This window comes from Trichocoleus desertorum AS-A10 (assembly GCF_039962155.1).
In the GTDB taxonomy this organism is placed as follows: Bacteria; Cyanobacteriota; Cyanobacteriia; order FACHB-46; family FACHB-46; genus Trichocoleus.
On the sequence record NZ_JAMPKN010000012.1, the window covers coordinates 106,130 to 124,155 of the forward strand.

At 50.3% G+C, this 18,026-nt stretch carries 16 protein-coding genes; 9 read left to right on the forward strand and 7 right to left on the reverse strand.

Features of this window, described 5'->3' with window-relative positions; translation table 11 throughout:
* Nucleotides 1-30: 30 nt before the first annotated feature.
* Nucleotides 31-264 carry a hypothetical protein gene (locus tag NDA01_RS16870; RefSeq protein ID WP_190441575.1) on the reverse strand — a complete coding sequence of 78 codons (234 nt, stop codon included), beginning with the start codon at nucleotides 262-264 and terminating at the stop codon, nucleotides 31-33.
* Between the two features lie 159 nt (nucleotides 265-423).
* Here NDA01_RS16870 and NDA01_RS16875 point away from each other — a divergent pair, with 159 nt between their 5' ends.
* Nucleotides 424-2,604 carry an NAD(P)/FAD-dependent oxidoreductase gene (locus NDA01_RS16875; RefSeq protein WP_348228846.1) on the forward strand — a complete coding sequence of 727 codons (2,181 nt, stop codon included), beginning with the start codon at nucleotides 424-426 and terminating at the stop codon, nucleotides 2,602-2,604.
* A 71-nt stretch (nucleotides 2,605-2,675) separates the two neighbouring features.
* On the opposite strand, the gene NDA01_RS16880 is transcribed toward NDA01_RS16875, so the two are convergent.
* Nucleotides 2,676-4,505, reverse strand: a complete 1,830-nt coding sequence (locus NDA01_RS16880) for a hypothetical protein (protein WP_348228847.1) — start codon at nucleotides 4,503-4,505, stop codon at nucleotides 2,676-2,678.
* 568 nt (nucleotides 4,506-5,073) lie between these two features.
* Nucleotides 5,074-6,144 carry a polysaccharide pyruvyl transferase CsaB gene (csaB, locus tag NDA01_RS16885; protein ID WP_348228848.1) on the reverse strand — a complete coding sequence of 357 codons (1,071 nt, stop codon included), beginning with the start codon at nucleotides 6,142-6,144 and terminating at the stop codon, nucleotides 5,074-5,076.
* Between the two features lie 115 nt (nucleotides 6,145-6,259).
* Between csaB and NDA01_RS16890 the strand changes: the two genes are divergently transcribed.
* The 3 genes from NDA01_RS16890 to NDA01_RS16900 all read left to right on the forward strand — a co-directional run bounded on the left by NDA01_RS16890 (nucleotide 6,260) and on the right by NDA01_RS16900 (nucleotide 8,197).
* Nucleotides 6,260-6,586 (forward strand): DUF2499 domain-containing protein, encoded by a 327-nt coding sequence (locus NDA01_RS16890; RefSeq protein ID WP_348228849.1) that lies wholly within the window; start codon nucleotides 6,260-6,262, stop codon nucleotides 6,584-6,586.
* A gap of 221 nt (nucleotides 6,587-6,807) precedes the next feature.
* Complete coding sequence (locus tag NDA01_RS16895) at nucleotides 6,808-7,101, forward strand: DUF3593 domain-containing protein (RefSeq protein WP_348228850.1); 294 nt, start codon at nucleotides 6,808-6,810, stop codon at nucleotides 7,099-7,101.
* Between the two features lie 139 nt (nucleotides 7,102-7,240).
* Nucleotides 7,241-8,197, forward strand: a complete 957-nt coding sequence (locus NDA01_RS16900) for a ribonuclease Z (RefSeq protein ID WP_348228851.1) — start codon at nucleotides 7,241-7,243, stop codon at nucleotides 8,195-8,197.
* A 37-nt stretch (nucleotides 8,198-8,234) separates the two neighbouring features.
* Here NDA01_RS16900 and NDA01_RS16905 read toward each other — a convergent pair whose 3' ends face one another.
* Nucleotides 8,235-8,693: a hypothetical protein gene (locus tag NDA01_RS16905; RefSeq protein WP_348228852.1), complete on the reverse strand. Its 459-nt coding sequence runs from the start codon at nucleotides 8,691-8,693 to the stop codon at nucleotides 8,235-8,237.
* Nucleotides 8,694-8,941: 248 nt separating this feature from the next.
* Nucleotides 8,942-9,547: a bifunctional adenosylcobinamide kinase/adenosylcobinamide-phosphate guanylyltransferase gene (cobU, locus tag NDA01_RS16910; RefSeq protein ID WP_348228853.1), complete on the reverse strand. Its 606-nt coding sequence runs from the start codon at nucleotides 9,545-9,547 to the stop codon at nucleotides 8,942-8,944.
* 252 nt (nucleotides 9,548-9,799) lie between these two features.
* On the opposite strand from cobU, the gene NDA01_RS16915 reads away from it, so the two are divergent.
* The 5 genes from NDA01_RS16915 to hpsU all read left to right on the forward strand — a co-directional run bounded on the left by NDA01_RS16915 (nucleotide 9,800) and on the right by hpsU (nucleotide 14,434).
* On the forward strand, nucleotides 9,800-10,519 hold the full coding sequence (locus tag NDA01_RS16915; RefSeq protein ID WP_348228854.1) for a hypothetical protein: 720 nt from the start codon (nucleotides 9,800-9,802) through the stop codon (nucleotides 10,517-10,519).
* 233 nt (nucleotides 10,520-10,752) lie between these two features.
* Nucleotides 10,753-11,724 carry a glycosyltransferase family 2 protein gene (locus NDA01_RS16920; RefSeq protein WP_348228855.1) on the forward strand — a complete coding sequence of 324 codons (972 nt, stop codon included), beginning with the start codon at nucleotides 10,753-10,755 and terminating at the stop codon, nucleotides 11,722-11,724.
* A 30-nt stretch (nucleotides 11,725-11,754) separates the two neighbouring features.
* On the forward strand, nucleotides 11,755-12,762 hold the full coding sequence (galE, locus tag NDA01_RS16925; protein WP_190557610.1) for a UDP-glucose 4-epimerase GalE: 1,008 nt from the start codon (nucleotides 11,755-11,757) through the stop codon (nucleotides 12,760-12,762).
* Nucleotides 12,763-12,830: 68 nt separating this feature from the next.
* On the forward strand, nucleotides 12,831-13,787 hold the full coding sequence (locus tag NDA01_RS16930; protein ID WP_190441554.1) for a glycosyltransferase family 2 protein: 957 nt from the start codon (nucleotides 12,831-12,833) through the stop codon (nucleotides 13,785-13,787).
* Nucleotides 13,784-14,434, forward strand: coding sequence for a hormogonium polysaccharide biosynthesis acetyltransferase HpsU (hpsU, locus tag NDA01_RS16935; protein WP_431193428.1), 651 nt, complete (start codon nucleotides 13,784-13,786; stop codon nucleotides 14,432-14,434). Before NDA01_RS16930 ends, hpsU begins: the two co-directional genes overlap by 4 nt.
* Before the next feature lie 67 nt (nucleotides 14,435-14,501).
* Here the strand turns inward: hpsU and NDA01_RS16940 are convergent, their stop codons facing one another.
* Entirely contained in the window at nucleotides 14,502-15,866 is a 1,365-nt protein-coding gene (locus tag NDA01_RS16940; RefSeq protein ID WP_190437758.1) for a proton extrusion protein PcxA, read from the reverse strand.
* A gap of 401 nt (nucleotides 15,867-16,267) precedes the next feature.
* The gene (locus tag NDA01_RS16945; protein ID WP_348228856.1) at nucleotides 16,268-17,770 is read right to left on the reverse strand and encodes a serine/threonine protein kinase; all 1,503 of its coding nucleotides are present in this window, start codon (nucleotides 17,768-17,770) and stop codon (nucleotides 16,268-16,270) included.
* Nucleotides 17,771-18,026 lie beyond the last annotated feature (256 nt).

The following is an 18,026-nucleotide window of genomic DNA, read 5'->3' on the forward strand; positions in this document are numbered from 1 at the left end:
AATTGCATAAGTAAAGAACTCGTTCCAGAACTATGGTAGGCTTTGCCAGGCTTGAGCCACGATGTCGCTGAGCCAACGGCGCTGAGCCGCATCGAGCAAGCTGTCGTCTGTAAGCACTTCTGTTGTTAAATCTTCTAGAGAACGACCTTCAGAGCGTGTAATCAGGACCACACCCGCGATCGCGGCGGCCACCAACTCTTCGTCAACTGGCTCTTGGCGAAGCGCAACAATTTCTTCAGAATTCACAGGGATGGGATAATTCATGGCTAGTTAATTAAGGCGATCGCCGCCTAGAAGCTATATGAGAATGTTGTAAAGTTTCTTAAGTAATTTAGTATTCGGAAGTTTAACGTAATTTGGGGTTCTGTCAACCCTGCCTTGCTACGTAATTTGCTGGAGTAAATCCCCCAAATAATCCCCACGATGAAAGAAATTCTTTACCTTGAAGTTCCTACCCCAGACACAGAAGCTGTGTGTCAGTGGCTACAACAAGACTTTCACTCAGAGCTGGGTGAGAAGATTGTGACGCCCAATGGCTTCCGCGTTAGATGTTCCAGGACTACAACGGCATCTAAGACAATTTCAGACTCAGCGAGTGCCCTAGACTCAGAGCTGTCAGTTTTTGTCTGGTCTTTACAGCGAACAACTTACTTAAAGATTTTCCGGTGGGCAGAGATCGCAATCCCGGGAGAGCAGAAATTTCTCCAGCAACTTACGACCGAGATTAGGCAGCAGTTTCCGAATCAATATCCTGTGCCACCTGCGATCGACCTAACGCAGCAATCGATCTTTGAAGCTTTGGCTTCTCGCTATCCCCAAACGGTGAAGTTCTTCCAGAAAATGCCGAATGGGGAGTATGACTTAACTCGCGTTTACTGGTGGGAGCAGCGCTGGCGCGAGGGAGTGCGTAATCCTCAGCAGCCGCAACAGGTAATTTTTCGCTCAGAAGCGAGTCGGGAAGGGCGAGAAGCTAGGAATTCAGATTCGCAAAACCCCAATGTCGATTACGACTTGATTTACATTGGTGGCGCGTTGGGAGTGATTCATGCAGCGGTGATGGCTCGGCTGGGCTACCGGGTGCTGTTGGTGGAGCGCTTGCCCTTTGGTCGCATGAACCGAGAATGGAATATTTCTCGTGATGAATTCCAGAGCTTGATTGATTTGGGACTGTTTACGCCTGCTGACTTTGAATCCGTGATTGCCAGAGAATATATCGACGGATTTCATAAATTTTTTGATGCTAACAATCCGCCCCAGTCCAAGGCTCCAATTCTGCACACGCCGACTGTTCTGAATGTAGGGATTGATGCTGAGAAGCTATTGCGAGTTTGTGGCGACAAATTCCGAGCGGCAGGGGGTGAAGTTTGGGACGAAACTGAGTTTGTCCGAGCTGATGTCAGCGCTGAGCAAGTGACTGTGACCTTGACTCACTTACCAACGCGATCGCCCAAACAAGTCACAGGCCGCTTGCTCGTCGATGCAATGGGTACGGCTTCCCCGATCGCTTGGCAACTGAATGGCGGTCGAGCCTTTGATAGCGTTTGCCCCACGGTGGGAGCCGCGATCGCGAGTGGTTTCGAGCCGGAAGTGTGGGATGCCAAGTATGGCGATGTCCTCAACAGTCATGGCGACATTTCTAAAGGGCGACAACTGATTTGGGAGTTGTTCCCCGCTCACGGCGAGGAGCTCACGATTTATCTATTCCACTACCATCAGGTACATCCTGATAATCCTGGCTCGCTGTTAGAGATGTACGAGGACTTTTTTACGATTCTGCCTGAGTACCGCCGCTGCGATATGGATCAGCTAGTGTGGCGTAAACCGACGTTTGGTTATATTCCAGGTCACTTCACGGTCGGCAGTCGCGATCGCCAGGTGGCTTTCGATCGGTTGGTAGCGATCGGGGATGCGGCTTCGTTGCAGTCTCCTTTGGTTTTCACCGGATTCGGCTCTCTAGTACGGAATTTGGGCCGTTTAACTCACTTGCTCGATACGGCTTTGCAGCATGATTTGCTCAGCGCTAAGCACCTCAACCGCATCCATACGTTTCAAAGCAATGTCTCCGTTACATGGCTGTTCTCTAAAGGCATGATGGTGCCCACCCACCGCTTCCTGCCGCCAGAGCGCATCAACGCCATGCTGAATACCTTCTTTGGCATCCTAGCAGCGGAATCTCCAGCGGTAGCAGATGCCTTTATTAAGGACCGAGCTGATTGGGTATCATTTAACCGCATGGCGATCCAAGCCGCATGGCAAAACCCTGCCCTATTGATCTGGATCTGGCAACTGGCTGGCCCAAAAGACTTTTTCCGCTGGATTGGTAGCTATGTAAACTTTACCGTTGCCGCCCTAATGAGTAGCTTAGTGGGTAGTTGGCTACCGTCACTGACCCGCTGGAGCCAACCTTGGCTAGAGACGCACTACCCTGGCTTTTGGTTGTGGTTTTTGAGCTGGAACTATGCGCTAACGGCGGGCCTAGGTCGTCCTCAAGTTAGCCTCAAGCGATCGCTGTCCAACCTCTCTGCCTCTCAGTCTGAGCCACCTGAGATATCACCATCTGCCAACCTTGGCACGAGTAGCCCTTTAGCAGGCAAGAAAGGTTGATAACGTGAGTTCTGCAAATCTTGCTCCCCTTCCCTCGTAGGGAAGGGGCTGGAGGTTAGGTCTCAATCCAACTAAGGACGAGGCTGGGGAAAGCTGGGTAGCTCTACCGCCGCCATTGAAGCGCGTTTTTTGTGCGATCGCAGGGGATACAGGGTGGGGGAGGGCCAACTAGAGGAAAAGGTAAAAGAGGCTGTACTGGTTGACTCCCCTGGGTCTGCGATCGCCTTCGACTTGTCTGTGAGTGGCTCGACGGTCTCTGCCGTAGCGCTAGGTGTAGCAGCAGGTGCTACTTCTGCAACATCAATCAGCTTGGCTAAATCGTGCCAAAGTTCCTCTTCTTCAGGAAGATTGGTGCCGAACGTGAGTGGGGTGACGACCTCTTCTCCAGCCGCAGTTGGCTCCAGCAATGTAGCCTCCACGAGATCCTCTGGCTCCTCTGGCAAATCCTCTTGCCAACCTGCTACATCAAATGGGGCGAGCGCCTCTACCTCAATTGTCGGGTTAGCCTCAACCGGGTTAGCCTCAACGATGACGGTAGGACTGATCAATTCATCATCGATAATGATGAGTTCGTCTTCTGCAACCGCTTCAGATGTAATGGTTTCGGACTTAGCGGTTTCAGATTTAGCGGCTTCAGATTCGGTGGTTTCAGAGGTCACAATCACTTCAGCAGAGGATTGCTCAGAAAGTGCTTGCTCTGCGGTCTCAGTGGCTTCTGATATTTTCTTTTTAAGGTTGTAACTAATCGAAAGCTGAGCCTGAGAATCCGCGATCGCCTGATCCCACAGGGGATGATTGGCACTGAGATCATCAGGATCTAAGGTATCGGTAGCGGGAGATGACAACAAATCTTGCAAAATAGGTGCGATCGCGGATGGCAGCTCTAGCAAGGAATCGTCTGCCAAGTCAGCTCCAACTCCTGACCAATCAGAGACAGCATCAGCGGTTGTAGAACTCAGATGTGACGCTGACGCAGCAAAGTCTCCCTCACCCTCTAAATCGGCATCCAGCAGCCAAGGTTGCGCTGACCAGGGTTGAATTGAGTCTACTTTGGGCAAAAAGGCGGGGTCTGAGGCAGCAGGTTTTTGGGTGGAACGAGCTTTAGTCGGGCTGGGGATCGCACTAGAAGCTGTTAGGTCAGGATGCGCTTCATGGCAAGGAGAGCTAACATCCAAGCACTTTTCTAGAGCTGCTTTGAATTGCAATGTGTAGCGCTGTTGGCGGTGCAAGCGCGATCGCAAGTCTCGACAAATATTTTCTGCTTGCATCACAGCGTGAGTTTGCTCGTTGTAGCGCTGTTGTGTCAAAGCACATTCGCGCTCTAGCTGAGCTACTCGCTCCTGGCTGTTCTCCAGTTGAGCCGTGATAGTTTCTACTAAAATCTGTTGGCGCTGAGCCGCTTGATGAGAGCATTCCAATTCGTGCATCAAGCGGGCAATATGCTCGTCTGCTGCGGTCAGTTCTTCGCTTTGCTGCGCCAGAATGGTTTCTTGCTCTTGAGTGCGGCTGGCTTGAGCTTCTAGCGTGATTTGGCACTCGTTTAGAACTACTTCCAACTGAGTCACGCGGCTCAGCAAGTAGCCGTTGCGCTGTTGTAACTCTTGCATGATGGTGACAATTTCATTCACCTCTGGGAGGGAGAGGGAAACCAGCGACTCCTCCAACTCAGATTCAGGCTCGCGGTTCTCCGATGCAACTTCAACAATAGGATGGGCGATCGCATCAATGCTGATAGCATTCGGGAAATCGACGGTTTGCCAGTCTTCTTCTAGCATCTCTGACCGCTGGGGCGGCAAATCCGTCGGCTCGGCGCTGAACTCAGCAGGGGCAGGATCAACAACGTTGAAATCGGTTGGCTTCGGTAGCTCTGGGCCATTCGTTGGGGTGTCAGCTTCACTCATCACTCTCATCCAAAAGGTAAGGAATCCTAGTCCAGATTGAGCACCGCCTTTTCGGGACTAGCAGGCAGGAGCCACTCAATTCTCCGTAATCCGTAACAAGCTAAATAGATAGCCTGACCTACGTTGCAGCCTCAGCTCGACCAAGTCAGAACTTCAGTATCTGCAACACAGGCAAATTGTTAGTTAATCTTGTAGGCTAGCATCCGAAAACCATTACGGCTGTATTGCCCAAGAAATTATTAAAAATTGAAAATTAGCCGAAACTAAACGTTAAGGACGGACGATCGACTCAGGGTTAAGGAGTTTTTCAACAGAGAGAGCACACCGAACATTAAAAAATCTAGCGGAATCAAGGCTCTAGGTCTAGCCTCAAATCAGGGATTTTGAAAGTTGTTATTAATTTTTCTCAAGATTAAATTGATTAAGGTCATTCTCAATGGTTGAAAATTGTCCGAAATCCAACGTTGATTAGGAAGCCCAAATCCAAGAAATATTTCTCACTTCAGCATCAACTCTTCAGCCATCTGAATTCTTTAAATTGATATTAGTCAGCTGGGGCAGGCAGACTCTACAAACCTTGTAGGACTTGATGCAACAAGTCGCGGTGCATTAAAGCCCGACCCACCAAGGAATGAATTTGATTCGCCGAGAGAGGACCGCCGTTGGCATAATGCTCGACCCAAGCTTGACTAATGATGCGGGGATCGCTTGGGATCGGGGCATGCTGCGAGTTGCCAAGCAAATCCCAACCCGGAATATCTAGTTCACTCATCAGTTGGCTCACTTTAGGGTCGTAGCTGAGGGCAAAACAGCGACACCCCTCGGCTGCGGCCATAATCAGCCCGTGGTAGCGCATCGCGATCGCCATTTCTACACCCCGAAACACACCCTTAAGCTGCTGGGGATCGCTCAAACTGAGAATTTTGCTGGGTCCAGGCAGTTGAGGCTGAATGGTTTCGGCGATCGCTAAGTCTTGGGCAGCTTGAAAGGGTACGAGCAAAATACAAGTCTGGGTTACCTTTTGAAAATCCACCAAAGCTTGGGTCAGGATTGCGAGTCGCTCTGGGGTCAAGGAGGAGTGCGATCGCAGCGCCACAGCCACTCGTGGGGCTGGCAGATCCCACAGTCCTTCAACAGGTTTGGCTTCTAAGGCCCACACGGGGTCAGGCGCGAGCAGGAATGGTACCTGCCATTCAGACAAAAGAGCAGCAGACCCTTGATCCCGCACGCTCACCGCGTCACAGTTGGTAAAGGCTTGACGAGCTAACCAGCGGGTAAAGCTGCGATTTAGAGGGCCAATACCTTGCGCCCAAGCAATGGTCTTGAGGCCAAACCGCTGCGCGAGTCCCATTAACCCACCGTAATAAACTGGGCTGGCGGCGCTGGTTACGTCTTGCATCAGGCTACCACCTCCCCAAATGAGTACGTTGGCTTGCTTGAGGGCGGGAATTAGAACTTGAGGCGTTTTGCGATCGCAGGCTTCTACGCCGTAAGCCGCTTGAGTTTGGGCAGAGTCGCCGGACAGCACGATTGGGGTGACATGGTTAGGGAGCATTTGCAGCAGCGAGGCTAGCAGGGCTTCATCTCCCCCATTGCCTTTGCCATAATAGCCACACAAGACCGCCCGTACTGATTCCATCCTCTGACTCCCGTACTGTCACCCTTACAATACCGGAGTTCCGGAAGCGGTAGCATAAAAAGTTAGGGACACAAGTTTGTGTCTGAACTTGCAGTTTGGGTGATGGGTGGCTGACATGCACGCACTTTCAATTCCCACTTGGATTATTCACATTTCTAGTGTGCTGGAGTGGATGGCGGCGATTTGGTTGATTTGGACTTATGCGGAGGTGAGCCAAAATCGAGCTTGGCGATCGCTTTCCTTAGGAATGTTGCCTGCTTTGGTGAGTGCGATGTGTGCTTGTACTTGGCACTTTTTTGATAATGTGGCTGCGTTGGAGTGGTTGGTGACGCTGCAAGCGGCAATGACAGTAGTAGGGAATTTTACGTTGTGCTTGGCGGGGTGGTGGATTTGGCGAGCGAGCCGGAAGGGTGATGTGGTTACGCCTCTAGATTCAGAATAGTTTTGGTGATAGTTCCAACTCTAAAATCCGAACCTTGGGGGCACTCGCTCCCAACCCCCCGCTGGGGGACGCAGCCGTCCCCCAGACCCCCTCCAGACGGGTCTATTTGTGAGTGTTTCGATATCCAAGCAGATTCCGAACCCCAACTCATAACTCCTCTTTCATTCCTCATCCTTCACATTTCACTCCTCACCTCTCACCCCTCACTCCTCACCACTTTCATGTCTAAAGAATCTCTTTTCGCTATATCGCTCTTTCCCTACTTGGGCTTTCTCTGGTTTTTGACTCGTTCTGGGCAAACGCCTCGCTTGGCTTTGATTGGGTTTTATTTGACGTTGCTGTTTGTGGCGGTGACGATTCCGGCGGGGATTTATGCCAAGGTGGCTTATGGGGCAAATTTGGCGGATATTGATTGGCTACATGGGGGGGCGGAGTTTTTCTTGACTCTGTCGAATATCTTTGTGGTGGTGGGGTTTAGGCAGGGGGTGGTAGAGAAACAGCGATCGCTGCCCTAAATGCTCTCTTTGCCGTGGCATCAGGATTCTCCGCTATAGTTGGGAAAGCAATTGGCACGTTGTTAGAAGTGAACATGCCAGAAGTGGAAACGCCATCCGTCAAAACGCCACAACTAGAAACATTGGAGTTAACTCGGCTTTGCAGATAACGTTTTTAGGAACTAGCTCTGGAGTCCCCACGCGATCGCGCAATGTTTCGAGCGTGGCCCTGCGTTTACCGCAACGAGCAGAAGTTTGGCTATTTGATTGTGGGGAGGGCACTCAACACCAGTTCCTACGCAGTGACCTCAAAGTTAGTCAGTTGTGCCGCATTTTTATCACCCACATGCACGGAGATCACATCTTTGGCTTGATGGGGTTGTTGGCGAGTTGTGGGTTGGCAGGAAGTCCGACTCGGATTGATATTTACGGCCCACCTGGACTGGATGAATACCTGCGAGCCAGCGGGCGTTACTCACAAACGCATTTTTCCTATCCGATCAAGGTCCACACAGTGCAGCCGGGAGTGATCTATGAGGACGATGAGTTTGTGGTCAGTTGTGGGCCGCTAAAGCATCGGATTACGAGTTTTGGCTATCGCGTGGTGGAGAAGGATCGGGTGGGGCGTTTCGATGTAGAAAAGGCGAAGGCTCTGGGTATTCCTTCAGGGCCGCTCTATGGCAGGCTGAAGCGGGGTGAGGCGGTGACGCTACCCGATGGTCGCAAAATTAATGGAGCTGAGCTCTGTGGCCCCACAGAAGCGGGTCGGAAGATTGCTTATTGCACAGACACAATTTTTTGTGAGGGGGCGGTGGAGCTAGCTCAAGAAGCAGATGTGGTGATCCATGAAGCTACGTTTGCCCATCAGGATGCAGAGTTGGCTTATCAACGCTTACATTCCACTTCCACAATGGCAGCTCAAGTCGCACTAGCAGCTCAGGCAAAGCGGTTGATCATGACGCACTTTAGCCCCCGTTATGCTCCGGGCAATGCCATTCAACTGAGTGATTTGCAAGATGAAGCACGGGCTATTTTTCCTAACACAGAAATGGCCTACGATTTCTTCACCTATGAAGTGCCACGACGGCAGGCTACAGAGCTGATTTCTACCTCATAACCTGCTGCCTGAGGCTTAGCTGATTTCTAGCTGATTTTTAACTAGCTCTCGACTCGTTATCTTCGGCGATTGCCCGCTGGCGCTGACTTTTCATTAAGCGATCGCGAATTTCAATCAAGCGGGATTGGCTACTGATAGGGGCGCGGGGCAGGGGCACTTCCATGTTCGGCCAGTTGGGTAGGTCGATGCAGGGGCACTCTAAGTCAGGGGTGCCAATGATGGGTAGAGGTACGGGCATGGAGCAACGGGCACAACCCATAATGTCCCAGGCAGGAGAGAGCAATTCGGCAATGGTTTGATGGGTGCCTTCCAGATGGCAGTCTCCTGATTCTGGAGCGCGGACGAGTTGCCAGCAATCTTCAAATTCTTGGCTGTAGCGATCGCCTTGAATGACAGGTTCTGGCAGTAAAGCAGTTTGACCATTATCAATCACAACTTTCTTACCTAACTGAAACCAGTAGGCCAGATACTGTCTAACTTGCTGTTCCGATGCCATAAGTGCAACCAACGCTTGGTTCTACCAAGTCATGAAGAGGTTAATACTGCTGAATAAATTGATTTGATTTGCTTAAATTTATGGCACGTGTTTTAACATTTAGACTTCTCACTTAAGGTTGAGCTTGAGGTACCAAAGTCTTTATATAGCAAGGATTAGTCCCATGCTATTGCTATCTGCACCTGATTGTAATTCTCGCAACTTAGCTTCAGCCTGAAGTCACTAATATCTTTAGATTTAATTACGATTTATCTCTCGCGCTTTTCAGCGTCCCCTTTAGCGCTTTCCACTAAGGCCTTAGATAGTGGAGTGCCTAGCTGAGTCAAATTGAGCACGTAACCACCTGTCACCAGATAAGTAGCACCCGCGATCGCTCCTATGTATCGCACTAGAGTGCCGAGGCGATCGCGGAAAGTTCGTCCGATCGGGTAGGCAGGCACCACGCCCCAGCCCGTTTCTTCGGCCACTAAAATAATTTGACCCTGGGTTTGTTGCAGGCTGTGTAGCAGAGCTTGTTGAGTTTGCTCCCAAGCCGTCTCGTCTTGCTCTAGCAAGTTAGCAAGCCAGGTTCCTAGCGAGTCCACCAGCAAGCATTGTTCTGGTTGCGCCTGCTGAAGCACTCTGGCTAGCTCAACAGGCTCTTGAACCGTTTGCCACGTTTCTGGACGGCGATCGCGATGCCGTTCGATCCGAGCTTGCCACTCTGGGTCATTGGGGTTTGTTTGAGCAGTAGCTACATAAACCACGGCTTTGCCTGACTGGATTGCCAGCGCTTCGGCCCATTCACTTTTGCCAGAGCGAGCGGGGCCAGTGACTAAGCATAGTGAGGAAGTGGAATGAGGCAGTAAGTTCATGGCAAGGCTTGAAAATCAGTGGGAGCGGGAGTGGCAAGGCAAAGTTTGAGGTCAGATGAGAATTGCTCGAACTCAGAGAAAATTATAATTTTCTGCGATCGCCACCAGTTACAATGCCGTCAAGGTTAATGTCGGTTAAATAGCTTGCGGAGTCAAAAAGTTACGATAAACTCAACTCCTAAGCAGAGAAATTTCGGCAGAGAGATTGAGCGACGCATCAGGGCGGATTTCTAGGAGTAAGGTAACGAAATTATGAACCCAGATCTACAACGAATCGAGGCAACCCTCCATCAGCTAAAAGGTCCCGCTGCTGCACCGGGTCAACCTGCCTCTTCTGGAAATCGTGCCTATTCGTTTACGGTCGGCTCCAAGCCCCAAAGTGCTGCTCCAGGTCAGGCAGCGATCGCGGTGCAGCCTTTTCCCGCCGACCACGACAAGACTCCTAGCTTGCCGCGGCTCAAGGTTCCTAACTTTACCAGTCATCGCCATGCTGCTAATCCCGCGCTAGCCTTGAACTTGCTCAAGGAAATTGAAGGGACTGCTTCCGGTTGGTATACGGCGCTGAATCAAGTCGTGCAGCAAATCCAAGAGCTTTACCTTGAAGGGCCAATTGTAGACGGTTGGCTAGAGTCCCACCCACGCAAACCAGAGGCAGGCTCTGAGGAAACCGCAGGAGTACAACCCGCAGAGGTAGACTCGCTGATGAGCTACGTGGCAGAACTTTGCGACATGCCGCAAACTAGCGTGACTTGTGAATCTCCTCAACCCGGTTATCAACTCTGTGGTCTAGACGGGGATGGCAAAGTTTGGTCCAAGCCTTGTCCGCCAGAGCAGGTTGCCAGTGTGGGTTTAGCGATCGCTCGTCACCAACGCCTCCGCCAACTCTTAGCTCGTAAGCGACAACTCGAAGCTCGTCTAGGTCGCCTCGCAAAAACTCTGATCGTGCTTCACAGTCACATCCAAGAGCACTAAGTATTGACTACGTAAGGCTTTAGCTCTATTTTTAGACCTGTTTTGATCCAGCCGCCTCGTCGGATCTTTGCGCTAGTTTAAATATCTTCATCAAAAATTGACTTAGTAACTGCGGGTTTATGAGGTAAATAGAAATAGCTGAGACAGCCACTTTGTAGCTGAGTTGTCACTGAATCAAGTGCATCACTCAGTATCAGTAAGTGTTGAGAGCTGACTTGCAGGAGCTTGACTATATGCCTGATCCGCAGATTTCTGCCGTAATTTGTACCCACAACCGGGAGCAATATTTAGGTGCAGCAATTGATAGCCTGCTGGAGCAGGATTTCCCCCATTTTGAAGTGATTGTGGTGGATAACGCCTCTACCGATCGCACCCGCGAGATTGTGGAAGCGCGTTTGTCTCATCCCCGCTTGCAATACATTTACGAGCCAGTTCCCGGTCTTTCGGTCGCCCGCAATACTGGGGCGAAGGTGGCTAGAAGTAGCATTATTGCTTATTTAGATGATGATGCGGAAGCTAGCCCAGGATGGCTGAGTGCGCTTTATCGAGCTTACCAAAGCAATGAAAGACTCGCGATCGCGGGCGGGAAGGTGACGTTGCTTTGGCCTCCAAATGTCACAGCTCCGCGCTGGTTGTCTCCCGGATTGGCGGCAAATTTGGGCGACTATGACTTGGGTGATGCGATCGTCCAAATTCAAAACCCCAACCTCACCCCACGTGGCCTCAATTACTCGGTACGTCGGACTTTCTTAGATCAAATTGGTGGGTTTGACATCAACTTAGGGCGAGTAGGCAAAAACCTCCTCTCCAATGAGGAACTCTACCTGACTGAGCAAGCCTTAAAGCGAGGCTGGCAGGTCGCTTACATTCCCGATGCGCTAGTAGCCCACAACGTCTCTTTGGAGCGCACCAAAGCTGCTTGGTTCCTGAATCGAGGCTGGTGGCAGGGAATTAGTGAGCATTACCGCGAAAAAGTATCAGGCCGTACCGGAGCAGGTCAGTTACGACGGGGTGGAGAGCGTCTAGTGCGAGGATTGTATAAATCCCTCAAATATTTTGCTGACCCAGCTCAGCGCTTTGATAATTTTGTCTACGCTTACTGTCAAATTGGTTATCTACAGGCTGTCATTCAAGGCATGCTAGCCACCTCAGACAGCAAACAACCTGAACTCAGTGCTTCAGGAACTAAGCGACCTGACTCGTAACAAAGTTCTGGAAATTAAGGGGGATTGCACGTGGCAGAAGCCAAACCCACAATTTTGGTGACAGGTGGAGCAGGGTACATCGGCTCCCATGCGGTCTTAGCGCTCCAGCAAGCAGGCTACGAAGTCGTAGTTCTAGACAATTTGGTCTACGGACACCGGGATTTGGTAGAACAGGTGCTAAAAGTTGAGCTTGTGGTGGGAGATACTAGCGATCGCGCCCTCCTAGACCAAGTCTTTGCTACTCACAACATTGCAGCGGTGATGCACTTTGCCGCCTATGCCTATGTGGGCGAATCGGTCACAGATCCCGCCAAGTATTACCAAAACAATGTCATGGGGACGTTGACGCTGCTAGAAGCGATGCTAGCCGCCTCGATTAAACAGTTTGTTTTCTCCTCTACTTGTGCCACCTACGGCGTTCCTACAACGGTACCGATTCCGGAGGATCACCCGCAGCAGCCGATCAATCCCTATGGGGCGAGTAAGCTGATGGTGGAGCGGATATTAGCAGACTTTGATGTCGCCTATGGTCTCAAGTCTGTGTGTTTCCGCTACTTCAACGCAGCAGGAGCCGATCCGGGTGGCCTACTAGGAGAAGATCACAACCCCGAAACCCATCTACTACCCCTGGTCCTCATGACCGCCTTGGGCCAACGAGAGTCTGTGTCAATTTTTGGCACTGATTATCCGACGCCCGATGGGACCTGCATTCGCGACTACATTCACGTCGCTGATCTGGCTACAGCTCATCTTTTAGGGTTAGAGTATCTGCTGCAAGGTGGTAACAGTGAGGTATTTAATTTGGGGAACGGGAATGGCTTTTCGGTGCGACAGGTGATTGAAGTTGCTCAACAGGTAACTGGGAAATCTATTGCCGCCGTTGAGCACGATCGCCGCCCGGGTGATCCCCCCAGTTTGATTGGCAGTGGTGACAAGGCGCGATCGCTGCTGAATTGGCAACCCCAATATTCCAGCCTGCATGATATTCTGTCTCACGCTTGGCAGTGGCATCAGAAGCGCCATCGGACCTGTCACTGATAGACCCCGTTTAATCTCCCATTTACTTTTTCTCGTTTTTTGTCACGTTCACCCTGGGCATTGTTACCATGACCTCCAAGCTCTCCAAGCTTCCAGTCTCCGTTCTAATTCCGGCTAAAAACGAAGAAGAAAATCTTCCAGCTTGTCTGGCTAGCGTTGCTAGAGCCGACGAAGTGTTTGTGGTCGATTCTCAAAGTAGCGATCGCTCGATCGAAATTTCCGAAAGCCTGGGCGCGAATGTGGTGCAATTCCACTTCAATGGTCGCTGGCCCAAAAAGAAAAACTGGTCTTTAGAAAATCTACCCTTCCGCAACGAGTGGGTGCTAATCGTCGATTGTGACGAGCGGATTACACCTGAGCTATGGGATGAAATTGCGGCTGTCATTCAGCAACCCGACTGCAACGGCTACTACCTGAATCGCCGCGTGTTTTTCCTGGGTAAGTGGATTCGTCATGGTGGCAAATATCCCGACTGGAACCTGCGTTTATTCCGACACGCCAAGGGCCGTTACGAGAACCTCAATACCGAAGAAATCCGCAACACAGGGGACAACGAAGTCCACGAGCATGTGGTTTTAGAAGGCAAGGTCGGCTACCTGAAAAACGACATGCTGCACGAAGACTTCCGCGACTTGTTCCACTGGTTAGAGCGCCACAACCGCTACTCCAACTGGGAAGCTCGCGTTTACCTCAACTTGCTTACGGGTAATGGTGAGGATGGCACGATCGGCGCTAACTTGTTCGGCGACTCAGTCCAGCGCAAGCGTTTCTTGAAAAAGATTTGGGTACAGTTACCCTTTAAGCCGCTGCTACGCTTTATTTTGTTCTACATCATCCGTCTAGGCTTTTTGGATGGCAAAGCGGGCTACATCTACGGGCGCTTGTTGAGCCAGTATGAGTACCAAATCGGCGTCAAGTTGTACGAATTACGTGATTGTGGTGGCAAGCTCAACACGAGCAGCACGCCCAAAGCTGTGCAACCTGCACCTCAACCGGAAGCCGCGCCTACCCAGTCTCCTCTATGACTTCTACTCCCAACCCTGGCCTAGAACCTCAGCTCAACGACGCGATCGCCAATCCTCCAGCCGAAACCAATCAACTGACCGCGCAAGAACCTGAAGCCTGGATGGATCTGCGGCGCTACGACCAATCTAGGTTCGATCGCGGTCGTCCGGGCTGGTACGTGCTGATCTGGTGGTTAGTGCAGGCGATCGCCTTTCCGCTCACGCCTCACCCAGCCAATGGGTTACGCCGGAGTTTGCTCAAGCTGTTTGGGGCAGACGTTGGGGTAGGAGTGGTGATTCGTCCCACTGCTCGGTTTACTTACCCTTGGAAGGTCGCGATCGGGGATTATAGCTGGATTGGGGATGATGTGGTTTTTTACAGCCTCGATCGCATTCAAGTCGGTCACCACTCTGTCATTTCGCAGAAGTCGTATCTTTGCACTGGTAGCCACAACTTTCAAGACACGGCCTTTGGGCTCGTGACAGCCCCGATTATAATTGGCAACGGGGCTTGGGTCGCTACCGACTGTTTTATCGCTCCTGGCGTGCAAGTGGGAGCTAATGCTGTAGTGGGTGCGCGCAGTAGTGTCTTTAGTAGCTTACCTGAGGGTCAGGTTTGCTGGGGTACGCCTTGTCGGCCTCATTACCCCAGACAAATGACCTGTTAATTTTGCGGTGAGGGTGATGTGGAATTGAGCCTTGTCCCGCTTCCACATCACCCCACCAGACCAAAAACTACTCATTCATGTTGCGGTAAGTCGCAACTGCTGAGGGAGAAATTCGGTTGAGGTAACGGAAGATCCAGTACTTAAATACCGTATCCAAAATTACTGGGAAAGTGGCAATAAATAGGAAGATAAAATCGTGGTTTTCTGGTAATCCTAAATGCCTGGAAACTCCCCCTAAAATTACCTCCCAACCGTGGGGAGAGTGAAACCCGACGAAGATATCTGTAAACAAGATAATGATAAAAGCTTTAGCGCTGTCACTCAGGCCATAAACGACTTCGTCCATAAAGGCTTTGACGACTGCAATTTCTCGCTTACTGGCGGTGATCACACAAGCAAAAGCAATCAAGGATAAAAGATCGGCAAAGACATTCTTAATCGCGTTGGCACTGCGATCGCTATATTCTCTTGCCAGTTCTACCGCTCTCTCTTTGACTTGGGTTTCAATGTCTTCCCCAGTCAGTCTGGGAGCAGTACCAATTAAACTCTTGAATTTCAGCCTTTCCTCAAATTTTTGCAGATCAATAAAAGCCTCTTCTTCCATATCTGGATTCAAGAAGATTTCGGCAGATTTATGATCTCTAAAGCGATCGACGACTGGCCCAATGAAGAAGTTTTTAGTAACCTGCTGGGTGAGTAGGGGAATCAGAATAACTAATAAAATAAACCGAATCGAGATGATAGTTCTCGCTTTAGTATTGCGAAAATTCTCTACTACTTCTGCTTCTGATTTAGGGTCTAAATCTCGCCTCAAGCGGATAAAAGTTCTCAGAATCGATCGAGGAACAATATTCGGTCCTTCCGAGGCTTTATCAACTTTAGTAGCGGGTGCAGGCACTGTAGATGAACGGACCCACTCATTTGTATTATTTGGGTTCTCCACTCTTGTTGGCAGAGTTGGTGCTACAGGCACCAAGGAAGTAGTAGGTGGAGCCTGAGGGATTGGAGCTGGACGTTGTGGGCTGTAGCGAGCTAAAACTTCATCAATAAACCTTAGCTTTTCGAGGATAATAGCTGCCTTATCTCTCGCTTCATACGCTAACTGTTCAGGAGAGTTATTAGTAGATTTAAAGCCGTTGGTCGTTTGATTGGAGAGATCAACAAATAGGCGACTTGCTTTAAATTCGGTCAGCCTAAATCTAGCAATATTGAGATATTTTCTCAGCTCGGCTTGAAAGTAGGAGGAAACATTACTGCTAAAACCATCTGAGCGGACAGAGATTCTGTTGCCCTGAAAGTGCTCATCTTCAATGGCTTTGATCATGAGAGCAGCATCGTAGGCTTGATCTAGGGATCTTTCAGGTGTATTGAACAGCCAACTGCTGGCAGTAAGTACATAGTTTCTCAGTTTTGCCAACGTAGACGTTTTCATAGTGAAAAGTTTTTCACAATCTCTTATGCTTTTGAATCATTCAATGCAGTTTTTCGGCAAAAACTTATTCCTAAATTCATGTCAAGTCGCTGCAATCAATCAAGCCAGTAGTAAGGACAATGAAGCGGTATCTAGATTCGCTATTTTAACTCTATAGACTGTAAGAATCTACACTATCTACTGACACTTTAAAGCAGCGATCGCCACTTTTTAAGGTGATATAGCAGTCCTAAATAATTTGTCAGGTTGGTAGGATGCACCTTTTACAATCCCTTGGGATTGCTCTAGTCTTGAGCTTAGCGTTTAACTTAGCATTCGTAGCATTTTCACGAGTGTATGTCTATTCCTGAGACTTAGCTGCTTCAGTTCCATCGCCCAACCTGGCAAATGGAATTATAAGCCTACAACTCATTTAACTCAGTTGCTTGACTGGGCACCGAAACGTAAGTTTGGAGCCAGGCTTGCATTTCCTGAACCAGCCACTCTTGTTCTGCAGCTGCTAAACCGAGGCCAAAGAGATGGGTTTTACCAAGGGCTTGTAAAGCAATGCTACCTAGAGCCGCTTTTCTGACCTGCTGAATATTTCGGGTGGGTTCATGCTGCCAGCGATAGCTCATCCCCCACAAACGAGACTCAATCGCTAAGCAATGCTGAGTTAAAGATAGCGACTGCTGACCTTGGATGAGTTGCCCTAGCTGCATCGCCTCCTGCCCCAAGGAACTAAAGACCCCCAACCCAGCCAGGAAAAATGCGTGTAAGAACAGGAGAAATGGTGTGCTAACGACCAACGGCAGCATTGTTTCTGGAAAGACGGCCAGAGGAGCCAGGGGCACAATAGCCAGCACCGCTAGCCAGAGCGGTAAAGACAGCATCCCCATCGTTAGTAATAGCCTGCCACTGAATCGCGCTGGGGCAGACCAAGCTGCTGTAGGAGCGATTTCAACTTGAAAGGTGGTAGAAGACTGATGGATGCGAATCTGACTGGTAGTGGGTGGAGCCGCGATCGCCCTCTGATCTGTAACAGTATGAGCTACCAAGCTTACCGGATGAGCGATCGCCTCTAAGCAGGGTTGGGCCGCTAGAGCTTGTTGAGCCGTCGAAAAGCGTTGCTCTACCGCAGGAGCGATTAGGGCATCAATCCACTGAGTCCAGGCAGGACTGAGATCACTAGGAGCCTGAGCCTGCCATTGCAGCCGCAAATTTTGCTGAGGTAAATCAGCCGGGTCAACGCCTGTGAGCAGATGCACTAAAGTTGCACCCAATGCGTATAAATCGGAAGCAAGGACAGCGCGACCGCCAAACTGCTCCATCGGGGTATAGCCATAAGTGCCTACGACCGTGAAGCTACTGCCTGGGGCGATCGCTTGGTTTTGTCCAGAGCCAAAGTCCACCAGATAAATTTGCTGTTCTGGCGTCAAGATTAGATTGCTGGGCTTGAGATCTCGGTGTAATAAAGGTGGGCACAGACTGTGCAAATCTGCCAAGATTTCGAGAACTTGGCTGGCAAATCGGTGGACTTCAGTTGCCGTGAAGCGATACCCCTGATCTAGCAACTGTTGCAAAGAAGTGCCAGGGATATAGTCTTGAACAAAACCAAACCAAGCCACACCTGCTACTGGTTCCAGCGAAAACTGCATATGGCAGCGAGGCACTCGTGGATGGTCAAGTTGTTGCAAAATCTGGGCTTCGCGCTCAAATAACTTCCAGTTGTCCCATTGCAGTTGCGGGTTGAAGCCTAGGAGCTTGATTACTACTGGTTCTGGGGTTTCTGTGGCTTGGTTAGGTGCCAAATCGATCGCTAGCCACGTTTGGCGGGCAGCATTTTGCTGGCTAGTCTGCCCTGATGGTTGCCCCAGCGGTTGTCGGAGTTGATAGCGCCCCTGGAGAATTTGTCCAGCCTGCATGATTGCGTCGTGCCTGTATAAAGCCACTAATTTGCTTTTGCCAGTGCCGCTGATATTAGTGCATGGCAGCTTTATTCTAAACGTTGCGCCCTTACCAGGGGGCTAATCGCTGGAATCGTGCCTTGATGAGCTGGTTAAAGTTTGGCTTACCCAAAAAAGCTAGAACAAAACTCAGTCCTGGCCCCGACGCTTGGTGTCCATTGAGATCCCCAAGAAATTTTGCGATCATTGGATCAGGCTATGTGATGGAGCAAAT

Excerpts from the sequence above, each read along its gene's own strand:
- NDA01_RS16890 (WP_348228849.1), top strand. The coding sequence starts at position 6,260 with ATGCACGCACTTTCAATTCCCACTTGGATTATTCACATTTCTAGTGTG.
- NDA01_RS16945 (WP_348228856.1), bottom strand. The coding sequence starts at position 17,770 with ATGCAGGCTGGACAAATTCTCCAGGGGCGCTATCAACTCCGACAACCG.
- NDA01_RS16930 (WP_190441554.1), top strand. The coding sequence starts at position 12,831 with ATGACCTCCAAGCTCTCCAAGCTTCCAGTCTCCGTTCTAATTCCGGCT.
- cobU (WP_348228853.1), bottom strand. The coding sequence starts at position 9,547 with ATGAACTTACTGCCTCATTCCACTTCCTCACTATGCTTAGTCACTGGC.
- hpsU (WP_431193428.1), top strand. The coding sequence starts at position 13,784 with ATGACTTCTACTCCCAACCCTGGCCTAGAACCTCAGCTCAACGACGCG.
- NDA01_RS16920 (WP_348228855.1), top strand. The coding sequence starts at position 10,753 with ATGCCTGATCCGCAGATTTCTGCCGTAATTTGTACCCACAACCGGGAG.
- NDA01_RS16895 (WP_348228850.1), top strand. The coding sequence starts at position 6,808 with ATGTCTAAAGAATCTCTTTTCGCTATATCGCTCTTTCCCTACTTGGGC.
- csaB (WP_348228848.1), bottom strand. The coding sequence starts at position 6,144 with ATGGAATCAGTACGGGCGGTCTTGTGTGGCTATTATGGCAAAGGCAAT.
- NDA01_RS16880 (WP_348228847.1), bottom strand. The coding sequence starts at position 4,505 with ATGAGTGAAGCTGACACCCCAACGAATGGCCCAGAGCTACCGAAGCCA.
- NDA01_RS16905 (WP_348228852.1), bottom strand. The coding sequence starts at position 8,693 with ATGGCATCGGAACAGCAAGTTAGACAGTATCTGGCCTACTGGTTTCAG.
- NDA01_RS16940 (WP_190437758.1), bottom strand. The coding sequence starts at position 15,866 with ATGAAAACGTCTACGTTGGCAAAACTGAGAAACTATGTACTTACTGCC.
- NDA01_RS16870 (WP_190441575.1), bottom strand. The coding sequence starts at position 264 with ATGAATTATCCCATCCCTGTGAATTCTGAAGAAATTGTTGCGCTTCGC.
- NDA01_RS16915 (WP_348228854.1), top strand. The coding sequence starts at position 9,800 with ATGAACCCAGATCTACAACGAATCGAGGCAACCCTCCATCAGCTAAAA.
- NDA01_RS16875 (WP_348228846.1), top strand. The coding sequence starts at position 424 with ATGAAAGAAATTCTTTACCTTGAAGTTCCTACCCCAGACACAGAAGCT.